Source organism: Phocaeicola faecicola, assembly GCF_013618865.1.
In the GTDB taxonomy this organism is placed as follows: Bacteria; Bacteroidota; Bacteroidia; order Bacteroidales; family Bacteroidaceae; genus Phocaeicola; species Phocaeicola faecicola.
In genome coordinates this window covers 1-12535 of record NZ_JABSOE010000029.1, presented here as the reverse complement: position 1 = coordinate 12535, position 12535 = coordinate 1, and the positions used below count along the sequence as shown (strand labels likewise).

The window sequence follows — 12535 nt, the reverse complement described above, 5'->3', positions numbered from 1 at the left end:
GCCGCAAGTCCGCCGTATTACAACTGTTTCAGAATAGAATCTAAATTAAATCTTCCTTGCTCTTCATCACGGTTCACTTTTACATGAAATGTAGGGAGCTCATTAAAACAGAGATTCCCTTTAACCGGTAATTTGGGTAATTGGGAATATATTCTATTGATGGGAAAACTAACCGGTTCCTTCTTTGAGAATTGCAGACATTGCCTTTCAAATCTGGACAATGTTCCCACTTTTGTATTTTTCTTTTTCAGAATACGTGTTAGTCTTTCAGTCTCAATGGGATGTGATACAATGATACCACATTTTTTATATCGGTTATACTCTACTCCGTCCAGAATGGAAAGTAGAGACATCATACGAAAATAACCTGCAGACAATTGCTTTTCTGCTTTTGAAATATTTTCTTCCGAGTACTTCGATTTCAGTTCTACGAATATAATAAACCTCTCTTCTTTTCGTTCGATGACCAATACTCCATCGCAACTATGTTTTAGTTGAGGCATTCCTCTTTCTGTCTCATCATCATTTTTGTATAAAAAATCTGTTTTGTTGAATATGTCTTTATGAATATTCATGAGCTGGCCGTGATATTCAAATACGATTTCTTTTACAGACGCACCACCCTCATCCTCCTTGACAGAGAAAGTTCCTCCATTATATTTTAATAGAAACCAATGGGCATTGAACACCTTGGTCAGTTTGTCATACAAAATCATTTTCTATATCTTCTAAAAAATCACTCCATTCAATTTGTTCTTGTACAGCTTTTTCAAAAGTTGAGAAAGGGATTCCTTTTTCTGCATTCATCCTTTCTACCTTGACAGCATATCCGACATTATCGGTATGAAAATAATAAGCCTCTACCAGTGAGCCATCCAATGTCAGGTTATTGTCCCATCCGTTTTTTTTGCAAAAATCTTCGAAAGCCTCCGGATTATTCCGTTTTACTTTATCCAGTTTGATTAGCAGATTCAGTCTGGCCAGGAAATAGTCACTGTGCGTTGTGATTTGCATCAATGCTCCTTCGTTGATACAACTGGTCAATAAGTCCGCAATACTATATTGCATTTCCGGGTGTGCATGTGCTTCCGGTTCTTCGATACACATGGAATCTTTGCTTAGATTGTCTGTCTGCATCCAAAGGATTACCGGGCTTAATTCTCTGATGGATGAAGCGGCTGCACTCAAGGGTAATTCCGTCTGTTCGTTTATTTTAAGGGTAAGCCCCTCCTTCTTGTTGTTCACCTCTCCATTGATCATTTTCCTGATTTTTGCCGTTTTGGTATTTGTTGTCTGCCTGTTCGTCTTTTGGATGTCCTTCATTCTTCGGTTGTTAATCAGGTCAAAATCCTTCAGGAAGATATCATACATGCCTATTTTGCTTGATTGTGCCTGGGTAGAATAACTTTCATTCAGGAGCGAGGCTCGTCCCGGTGGCAGCAAATAAGCGTGGCTGATATCCCTGCCCAGCAGTTCATTGCATAAATATCTTGATGTTGAATCACAAATACCTTGTATTTTGTCTATTGATTGGAGAACATATATATAATGAGCTTCATTGTTTATGTTAACTGTTGTCAGTTCCAGACCTTTGGGCGCCTCTGTCACAAAATCGGGAATTCTCTCAGAATATTTAACGGTGAACTTGCTTTCCGTGTCCTCTTCCGGATAAAACTGAATGCGGCAAGGGATGCCTGGATAGTTCAGAAGATATACAAAGAACTTCTTGACATCTTCCTCCATCCACAATTTTAACTCGTCTATAGTGAAAGAAAAATTAAATTCTTTTTGTGCCTCCATATCTTCTGTTACTTTGGTCCGGATAAAGTCCTTTAATCTGTCCCCTGAAAATAAATTGAAAATATAGTAAGCCAGAAAGTTTGTATAACTTTTCCCTAAGTTAGAAGCACCTGTGAAAATCATGACAGGTGCCAATGTGATATCAGCGTTTTTGATCGGACCAAGTTCTTCGATATGTATTCTAAACTTCTTCATCGTCTGTTTTGGATAATATCTATAGATATAGCAAAGATAAAATAAACAATCAGAAATACAAAGTAAACAAAAATATTTTGAATATTAAGGAATGTGTATTCTGAGGTATGATACGTCAAGGTTTTTAAGGTAATGATATAATATTTTATAGACGTGCAAATGAATTTCTTTTTTTTGTCAGAATAACCCCCAATTCACTTCATTTGGTATCCGATACCAGACATATAGTCCTTCCTGCATACAAGCCCCCTTTTTATTGTTCCTGATTATGCCTAACTTCACTTCTGATTCAAGGAATTTTACCATTACTGAATACTGTACTGATACAAATTAAATCTATTTATCTATGAGACACAAAACATTTATTAAATCCGGTTCATTTTTAAGACATCGTGTTTTCTTATACTCAGTCATCATCGGCACACTCCTTTTTTCAGGGTGTAAGGATGATACCGACACTGTTACCTCCGGCGGCGGTTCCCTTAGACTGACTGCATCCATCGAAGGACAGTCAATCTCACGGACAGCCCCACAAAGCTCGGGTATTACCAAATGGTCGGAAGACGACAAGATTGGTGTATTCGGCACACAAACGGTCAACGCTCCGTTTACCTACACCTCCAGTGAAGACCAGGGAATCACCGCTGTCTTTTCGGGAAAGACAGACAAGCCCGACGAAGAGGTAAAATGGGCCTATTACCCTTACGACAACCATGTTGTTACCGACGGCCGTTCACTCACGATTGACCTGCCTGACACCTATACTTACGACGGAAACCTGAATGTCCCCATGATAGCGACAGGAGGAAGCCAGACACTGACCTTCAAGCACCTGTGCGGACTGCTTTGCATCACTACCAACCGCCTTCCGGAAGATGCCAGCCGGTTCACCATCACCTCTACCGGAGAAGCCTCACCGTATCTTACCGGTATCGGAACCGTAGAGGATGTGACCTCCTCCAACCCCGCATTGACCATCAGCTCTACCGGCGGACGTACCATCACCTATCACTTAGGCAATCTGACTGCCGCCGCTACCGGATTCAAGACCATCTTCGTACCCATTCCCGCAGGAGATTACCCCCAGCTTGAAATCTCACTTTACGGAGAAGGGAAGACCGAACCCTATTTCACCCGTACCTTGTCGCAGCAAACCATCAGACGGGCCGAAATGCTGCAAGTTCCTATCCTGAACGGAGAGACAGGAGAGAGCTATGTGCTTAACAAAAACACGCAGATGATTACAGACGACCAGTTGAAGTATGTGTCTCCCTCTCCCGAAGACCCTACTACATTGATCTATTCAGCCGACCTGTCCAACAACGTTCCTAAAGTCGGCAATGTGCTGTGGGCACCCGTATCCGATACTTTCCCTTACGGCTTCCTGGGAAAAGTCTCCGAAGTATCCAAGTCAAAGGACGGTTCGGCCCAGGTGAAAACCGTGACTGCCCCTCTGAGCGAAGCATTCGACGAACTCTACGTCGATGAAACCGTAGAGATTACCCCGCAAGACGGACAGACACGCATGCCGACACGCGGCTTCGTAGGAACCGATTTTTCGTATGAAGTAGGCATTAAATTGGGTTCAGACTCCCATCAGGTTACAGGTAAGATGGGATTCACCTCCAAACTCAGAGTCAACATCGAATTAAGCAAGGAGTCCGGCAAAGATTATGCAGCGCTGACCGCAGACAACCTGTTTGAAATAGAGGCACAAGCCCTCATCTCCTATGAAGGCAAAACTGAAAACCAAGACCCTGTTTCACTGTTTCCCAAACCCATTACCGGAGCACCTATCCCCCTGGCAGGCGGTCTGATTGTCATTATTCCGGCGCTCGATCCATACGCCGTATTTACCGCAGAAGGCAAAGCGATATACCAGGCAACCTTCCATACCCAGCAGCACAACCTCTTCGGGGCAGAACTTAAAAACGGCCAATGGAAGACCAACAGCCGTGACATCGGAAACAGTGGAGGTTCCCCATGGAATTTGGACGGAAAAATCGATTTCAGCGGAGAAGCATACCTCGGAACAGGAATCGAACTCTCAGGTAGGTTCTACGGCCGTGACGATGCCAAAATGTATATCAAGGCAGAAGCCGGAGGCAAACTGTCCGGACAGTTGTCCATCAACCTGGAAGATCTGGAACAGGATGCCAAGGTAAAGGTAGAAGAAGCCAAACTGACCTATACCACCTCCATCACCGGCAAATTAGGATTTGACGCCTCCGTGTTTGCTCCCGACCTTGCAATTGAAAAAGACTTTCTTGAAATAGGCTTGCGCTCCGCCGACCTTTACGTACTTCCATTGTTGGAGAAACTCAAATTAACAAGAGTTACAGACAGTCAGGGTACCAGCATTGAAGCCCAGACAAATACCACCCGGGAAACCCTCTCGAAAGACATGCAAATCAGTATCGACGTGCGTAACAGCAAAGGCGAGTCCGTACAGACAAGCGAAGACAAGTCTTATGAGGGCGTAGCCCGTCCCGATGGCGACAACTGGACCCTTCCGAGCATGAATATCAAAGAAACCTTCGAGGACGTTCCCGAAGGCGATAACTATACCGTGGTCCCGATTATCAAATCCCCCATTCTGAAAGACATCCCCGAACTGAAGGAGTATGTACTTGAAACAGCTTCCGCAAGCATTGACGTTCCGTCACGCAGCGAAGGCGATTTAAGGAATTACCTTATCAAATTCTATCAGGAAACAAACGGACCTTCTTGGCCGGAGAGCGAACGCAAGAACTGGTGTACCAGCCGTCCTCTGACAGAATGGGCCGGAGTAAGCGCACACCCAGCCTCAAGGGACTTTACATACTTGAAAAAAATGGAGTTTCCGGCAATGTTGACTTCAGCGGGTGCCAGTCTCTGCATACAGTCAATATCTACGGAAATATTGATACATTAAACGTATCAAATTGTCCGATGTTAGTAGAGTTTGATACTGATGCACGGCACATCCTTGCACGTAACTGTAATGGCTTGGGAAGTGTAAATTTAATTGGAAAGAAATGCGCACTTGTAGATTTCAGCGGATGTAGAAATCTTACTGATTTGAGTGTGGTAGAAACCGAAAAATTAATTGTAACCCAATGTGCTTCCTTGACAGATTTGTATTTGTCTGGAAATCATGCCTTGAAATATCTGGACGCATCAGCATGTGGCAGACTGGCACGAATTGAATTCATCTCAAATATACCAAGCTTGCATAGGGTAATCATCGGAGGAGAGAATTTGGAATATCTGAATCTGTCCGAATGTACCAGCCTGATGGATTGTTTTGGAGGACATTCAACAGACGACCCGGAAATAATGGAAACAGAAGGTTATGAACGAATCTGCTATATTGAAACCCGTCGGGCTGATCCTTCAACAGGGCTAGAGTATGAGTACACTCTACATATTCCAGAACAAACATTATTAAAGGAAATCAATCTTTCCGGAGTGAAAGCATTTAATAAAATATTGGTAAAGGGAAAACAACTTGAATATTTGAACTTATCCAATACAGGTTTGAAGATGATTGATGATTATTCTTGTAAGGACTCTCACTTGCGTTATCTGGATGTGTCAGCATGTCAAGAACTGGAATCTGCATATATAATTGGAGATCCGCAAAATGTGATACCCCTGCAAAAACTCAATGCATCCAATTGTCTCAGACTGACACATTTGGATTGCCAAAACTCTTCATTATCCGATTTAAACGTAAGCAGATCTGAAAATCTGATACATCTGGACTGTCAGAATTCTTCATTGTCAGAACTTAATTTGAGTGGACTTCGAAAGCTGGCATATTTGAATTGTCAGAACTCTTTGTTGTCTAATCTGAATATAAGCGGATGTGAAAACCTTGCAGAGCTGTATTTGAAAAATACGATGATGAAGGGCAATCTTGAAGATTTCTTTGAGAAAAATGATATTTATCCAACTTCTTATGACTGTCGATATGGATATGCATATGTTCAAAAAGAAGGAACTTCTCAGTGGTATGTTTCTAAAGCAATAGACAGAGGTATAGGCTGGTGGTTTAAGGGAGAGCCAGCTGTAGGATATCATACTCCGGAGGATTTGCCTTGTCCGTTGGAGGATTTTGAAGGCTGGCTTGATGAAAATTGATTAATGTGTAATTTCTATAGCACTCTCCGTAAAGCTTGTAAACCATAAAGTACACATTGTAATTTCAAAAAGTAACAGGCTCTTCTTTTCAACTAATATTAAGTTGAGAGGAAGAGTCTGTTGTATTTATTGTATTATATACTTGACAGAGAGGCAATATGTAATCAAAGCATTTAATCGTAGTGCCCGATGAAGTGTTTCCTGGCTGTTTCCCCTTATCAGGATCTGCAAGTCTGCCTGAGTTGTCCCGACTCGGCACGATTCATTCAGATTTGCTTCCGAGTCGGAACTATTTTTTCTATTTTGCAATACGCACTTTACCGGAGGCTTACTCCTTATCTGCACCATTCAATTCAATCCCATAATGAAGACAATGGTTATATAAACAATAGCGAGAATCAATAACACATATACCGTTAAATTATCTCTCACTCTTCTGGCCATAACCAGTTGCAAAAGCAAAACGAAATACCCCATACAAGCACAAATACTTATCACTCTCTTCTCAATATTGACAGGATTAGACTTGTCACTGGAAAGATCTCCTAAACCCACTGTTGCAATAGCCAGAAACGCTGCAAAAATTCCTAAAATCTGAACTGTATCCTTCTTGTTTTCCGTAAGCAATTCAAGCATTTTTCCTGTAATAGACTTCTTATTCTCCTCCATGCTTTTTGCCGTCTTTTCCGTGTATTTTTGAATCTCCTGATTCTGTTGATTACTCTTAGTCGTAATATAATGCTGGTAGAATTTAGTAGCGTTCAATTGCGTTCTTTCAGCAAAATACTCATGCTTTCTTTTCAAGATATTTAAACTTACCGGAGGTTGCCAGATTGAAGAAAGGAAAAATACATTTTTAGACTCTTTTCCACCAAAATCATTCCCAAATTGAGTAAGATCATTAAAACTCATTCTGACCAGATCTCCATTATCCTCTTTTTAAAGAAGCAATCCTGAAAAAAAGAACTGTAATTCATGCAGTATGAATCCGATTCAAGTTTCCTGATAAGCATTTTCAGCGCACTTAGTAAAATCTCCGCCAATTGGATGTAGTCAAACCCTTTCTTCAACTTATCCGACTCTTGGCCCTCAACAAGGAAGTCATTTTTTATGACCTTATCCAACCACTCTAGATGCTTTAGGATAAAAGCACATGAAATCATTCCAGACTCATTGTTAGCTTCAATAAAATCACTGATTTCTTTAAGATAGTCATCATTTCTCTTCTCTTTTACCTCAACCTTTAATTTCTTTATGTATCGGCCATACTTTATAAAATGATTGATGAAATTAAAATAAATCACATTATTGTAAGCATAAATCTTTTCATTGTTTGAGCCAAGAATCCCATGCAGAGGCCTTTCCAATGCCCGCGCCAGTTGGTCATATTTCATTTCATAATCCAGTTCATTCTTACAGAGGATTTCAGTAAATATCTGTTCATATTCCCTTAAATCCTCTTTGTTGCTGTCACTGTTCTTATCCAGCAGCGCCTTATAATGTTCATACACCATATTCCTTTTAATATCAGGCAAAAACTGAGAAAGCGGTAAGAACAGATAATAAGGCTTTTCATGAATATTCTCTACCTGCTCCGGTATTATGGTATGGTACACTATATCCTTCAGAGAATACCCCGACCTTTTCCTCATTTTCAGCAGCAACAGGTCATTTTTGATACGTAAAAGGTTAATCGTATTCTTCAGTTCCTTAATGTTCTCTGTATTTATCAAAGGCCTCTTCTCCAGCGCATCGAGCACAGTAAAAAAACTGTATTTGTTAGGTGATTCGTGAGAATTCAGCTGCAGAATACAGTGCAACCGCAATAATACCGTTAAATTCTTATCAGTCGAAACATAATTATGATCAATCAGACACATATCCAGTATCAGGTGAAATACATATTGCATGATTTTCCCCAGAGCTGTCACTGTATTGGCCAAGGGGAGCAGATTGGTACACAAAGTAACATTATTCTCATATCCTGTCTGCTCATGCTCTTCCACATTAAAGAAATGCTGTCGCTGTTTTATTTCCGTATACCTTTTAATCTTCTCAATAAAGATACTATAATCTGCCAGCATGTTACTCACATTATTATAATGAATGAGAGGAGTAATTTTCGACTCTCTATACAGCATTATAAAACAACTCAATAACCCTTTACTTAAGAACTCGTAATTATTATCTTTCTTATCTATTTTGAAGACAGCACATTGGGAACGGAAGAAAGATAACAGATAGTTGCTGAAAAAAATCAATTCTTGAGCATCCTCATCAATGATTCCTGATTTCTGACCATCTTCTTTGTACATATCGTCAACCACTACAGACCCTATCTCTTCTCCATCAGATATTCCGTAGTCCTCATCCTGTCCCAACAGATTAAGAAAATGATACTGAGACTCAATATTTCTGGAGTTCGCAATTCTTATCCTTTCCTTTTCGATGGAAGAATAATCTTTGGCATCAGTTAAATAATCTTTAGCAAACGTATCATAAATCAGATATTCTGCTTTGAGAAGAGACTGGCAGATATTATTAAACAGGCTGATTAAGAAATTTATTTGTTCAATCAGAAGTAACCCCGAATCAGTATCCTGCAAAAGCAGATTGATATAGCTTGTAAGCTGCGCATCTTTTGTTCCTAGCTTATATTCAAATAACGTCTTGCTATAATTTACATAATAATTCCATAAGGCATCTATATAATTTTTAAATGCCTCCTGCATATCGTTTTTACAAAAACGAACATAGAACCTATTATCCAGAACAACTTTAGTTAATTCCGACAGGAATTCAACCAAATCCTCTTTCGCAGGGTTAAGCTTCAAGCCAATTCCTTTTTCGGGGCAATATATCGAAAACTTTACCCTCTGGCCTTCCAGATCTTCTGTAGAGCTGATACGGATAGAAATACTCGCAAAATTCTCGATATAATTATTGATAACATCCAAATATTGAAGTGTCAAGTTCTTTAGTAGCACATACCCATAATTGTCGTTCGTATTGTGTTTTAATAAATATTGGTAGAACCCCTCGTTCAGCGGGTTCTGTGAAACCAGTTCCTTTATCTTATTTCCATAGCAGTTTTCCATAGCAGATTCCGGTTGTTAAAATTATTTCAAGACTAAAACCAAACTAAAAGACCATCCCTTATGGTAGAGAGATGGTCTATATGATGAGTGAAAGATTCTTCTTACATTCACACTATTTGTCCTTTTCTGTTACATGTCGCATAACTTTAGCCGTTCTTATTTGTGCGGCTCTAGTTCTTCCTTGTGGCATGATGTTTAACTCTCCCAGTGCAATCACAGGCTCTTTTGCATGTTCTTCTTCAAAGTTGTTACAAGCATTAAGTATAGCAACAGAAGTTAATCCCAATCGCTTAACATTTGCTTTTGCCTCATCTGGTAATATAACTGTTTCTTCTTTCGGGGCAAGATATACACCACCTAAATTCCTCACAGTAACTTTCTTAACCTCCGAATATCTGCAACTTGAAAAAGAAACACCTTGAGTCTCATTAAAAAGTGTTTCTATAGATGCAATTCGTTTGTAGGCTTCTTTTTTCCTGGAAAAATGATTGTGGTTATTTATCATACATTATTGACGGTTGATTTTCAAACTTTTGCAAAATAGCAATTATATTTTATATCTCAAAAAAATAATAACAATTTTATTGTTTTTATCTACTTTTAGGATGTGTTTCAGTTATTCGTTCGGTTGTATCTAAAAATAGAATAAGTGGGGCCTTTGTGACGATGGCACTGAATCGATACCATCGTATCGCTTGAATCGGTACCGTCATGACATTGCAAACGGTACTGTATTTTTGTATTAAATGTATATTATTTTTTCTTATGTTGTCTCATGTATTTACCTTTTTTATGGAAAGCTTTACATAATATGGAAAACAATTTATGTTAAAAAGGGCGTTCAAACTATAATACTACAGATGAAAATCAATAAATGTGCATCGCCATAGGTTAAGAGGCTGAAAGTGAACGTATCCCAACTATTGTGGTTATACACTCCGTAATCAGTTTTAGGAACATTGATTCCATATTAACCTGAAACTGCTGTACTAAAGTAGCTTGTCAACGAGATTTATTAAAAGGCTAACAGGTGTAGTTTTCATCTTGTTTATATGTACAGTAAATGCCTGTCCTCGGTCAATGTGACGGCTAGACTGAGGCTGAACAATATTGTGAGCTGCTGTTAATATAAATGTTAGCATAGATTCTATTATTTAATTCCAAGTTTACCTTTCTCAATATTTACTTTGCTTTCAAGAGATGACAGTGTTTCCTTCCATAGAGCGACAAACTGGTTGAACTCATTCATTTGATTATTAGAAAAATCTGCAATTTCATTCATGGTCTTCTGGTACAAACCATTTACCATATAACTCCAAACCAACACAGATGAATTATTCCTGTCATTCATGTCCTGCAACTCTTTAGAGCATTCCTTGAATTTCTTCTTATATATAGGTTCGCTCTTTTGTATAGGCATTTGCAATGCAAGAAGTGCTTCAAGTGCTAGCTTTGGATTCTTTTCAATACTTGTTACAAGAGGAAGTTGTCGTTCTAAATCAGCAATGCGCTTATTGTAGCTATCTACAATAACGCCATACTTTGATTCGGAATACCAAAATGAACTCTTAAGCTTCTCAACCTTTTCCTTCATAGAGGTAATATGTTCAGTAACTGACTGATATATAATAATTGTAATGCCAATAACAGTACCTTCACTTTCTACAACTGGAATTTCTTTAAGCATTTTGTCGTTTTTGAATGCAGATCTTTTATGTGTGGTAAATGAATTGATTGATTGAAGCATGTTGCGAGACTTGTCTCTCGTTTCATCCTTCATCCTGGAAACGTTTGACTGATATTCCTCGATTGCTTTTTTAAGTGGTCTTTTCTTAATTTCATTTGTGATTGCTCGCCCACCCATGGCTCCGCCGATGCCACCAACAATACTACCAATTAGTGTGCCTATAGGGCCAAATAGACTGCCAGCAAAGGCTCCTGCTTTAGCTCCTGCCAAACCGCCCCCACCGGCACCAACAGCATCCAAGCTAACATTCTTTAATGATGTCATTGCATCTGTCTTATCATCCATAAGAAGGTTGAACTCACGGAATGAAGATATAGCTATAGTCATGACTGGAATGTGACCAGAAAAATCAAGATCAGTCATGTCCGTTGGATCAATACTTAACTTAGATGCTGTACCAAGAACATCACCCATGTTATGAATTGACTCTGTCAAACTACCAGCAGCATCGTGCAGTCCGGTCATTTCAACTAAACCATTTTTAATAGGCTTAAGCAACGCTCCCATGTAATCATGATGTTGAAGGGCACTAGCAATGCCATGGTGGCTTGTATGCGCCATACCTTCACAGAACTTGCATAAACAGTCATGAATGTTGTTGATACCTGGAATCATTGCACCTGCTTTCAATGCAGCAACACTATCAGAAAACGCACCTTGCAAAAGATCTGGTGCTACTCTGGCAAAAGCACATAATGCTTCTCCTGTTTGTGATACTGGTAAAATGCTAAGAATAAAGGCTTCAGTTCCTGCTGTTGACTTGGAATGCTTTTCAAAGAATTTACTTAGTTTGTTCAATGAAGAGTCAGCATCATCCCAGCTTGACAAAGGTTCTGGAGTTGGGATGTCTAGATTGTCAATGTTCTTTTTTACTTTGACAAGGTTTAGTTTAAGTTGCTCATACCTGTCTATCTCGTGTGAAAGAGAACCTTCTGCTCCCACAGTTGATGTCGATTTGTTTTCTGCATCTGCTAAGTTGGTGTCGAAGCGTTTCTTTGAAATGAAAACACCAGTTCCTACACCTGCTGCTACACATACTGTTGCGATAATTATTGTAAGCATAGATCATTACTTTATTTTATACCTCGTGTGATGGCTATTGTAGCTACTTTGGGTTCTTTTATTAACCAATCCATTGTCAATAGTGCAGTAGGATAAAACATCTTGTGCTTTGCTTTTAGTTCACTTAATGTGAATCCTCCTACAGGCATATCTGTTTCTATATTATTCTCTAACCATGCAGCAAGTGCATCATTCTATGAAGCATCAATCTGAGATAATTTTTTTGCTGTTATTGTTGTCCTATTCTTTGGATAACCAACAGAAATCAGCTTTGATATTGTTTTTTCCATATTTATGCTAAATAGGGATATTCAGTAAATGTCCCTAAAAAGTAAGGTGGCATATAAAGTCGATAGAGTATAATCACTTTATATGCCATTTCTATTGCCCTTTTTCTGTGTTTTTTCATATAATCCTATCAGTTGGACATGATGTTCCGGAAGAAGTCTGATGACCTCTTCTGCTCCTGTCTGTAAATTCATGTCATGCCGCTTTAGCTGTTCTGCTC

General features: G+C 39.3%; 8 protein-coding genes. 2 read left to right on the top strand and 6 right to left on the bottom strand.

The genetic code is table 11. The features are described 5' to 3' along the window. Positions 1-17: 17 nt before the first annotated feature. Together H3001_RS09450 and H3001_RS09445 are read right to left on the bottom strand one after the other, a co-directional pair. Complete coding sequence (locus H3001_RS09450; protein WP_181214773.1) at positions 18-716, bottom strand: hypothetical protein; 699 nt, start codon at positions 714-716, stop codon at positions 18-20. Next, entirely contained in the window at positions 703-1995 is a 1293-nt protein-coding gene (locus tag H3001_RS09445) for an AAA family ATPase (RefSeq protein WP_181214772.1), read from the bottom strand. Before H3001_RS09445 ends, H3001_RS09450 begins: the two co-directional genes overlap by 14 nt. Positions 1996-2341: 346 nt before the next feature. Between H3001_RS09445 and H3001_RS09440 the strand changes: the two genes are divergently transcribed. Next, positions 2342-4909, top strand: coding sequence for a fimbrillin family protein (locus H3001_RS09440; protein WP_181214771.1), 2568 nt, complete (start codon positions 2342-2344; stop codon positions 4907-4909). 17 nt (positions 4910-4926) lie between these two features. Next, a complete protein-coding gene (locus H3001_RS09435) occupies positions 4927-6120 on the top strand; it encodes a leucine-rich repeat domain-containing protein (protein WP_181214770.1) in 1194 nt (397 codons plus the stop codon). A gap of 348 nt (positions 6121-6468) precedes the next feature. Here the strand turns inward: H3001_RS09435 and H3001_RS09430 are convergent, their stop codons facing one another. The 4 genes from H3001_RS09430 to H3001_RS09415 all read right to left on the bottom strand — a co-directional run bounded on the left by H3001_RS09430 (position 6469) and on the right by H3001_RS09415 (position 12027). Then, on the bottom strand, positions 6469-7032 hold the full coding sequence (locus H3001_RS09430) for a hypothetical protein (protein WP_181214769.1): 564 nt from the start codon (positions 7030-7032) through the stop codon (positions 6469-6471). Next, the gene (locus tag H3001_RS09425; protein WP_181214768.1) at positions 7029-9218 is read right to left on the bottom strand and encodes a hypothetical protein; all 2190 of its coding nucleotides are present in this window, start codon (positions 9216-9218) and stop codon (positions 7029-7031) included. The genes H3001_RS09430 and H3001_RS09425 overlap by 4 nt, the downstream gene beginning before the upstream one ends. A gap of 112 nt (positions 9219-9330) precedes the next feature. Then, positions 9331-9723, bottom strand: coding sequence for a hypothetical protein (locus tag H3001_RS09420; protein WP_178244357.1), 393 nt, complete (start codon positions 9721-9723; stop codon positions 9331-9333). Between the two features lie 645 nt (positions 9724-10368). Then, on the bottom strand, positions 10369-12027 hold the full coding sequence (locus tag H3001_RS09415; protein WP_181214767.1) for a hypothetical protein: 1659 nt from the start codon (positions 12025-12027) through the stop codon (positions 10369-10371). Between the last annotated feature and the right edge of the window lie 508 nt (positions 12028-12535).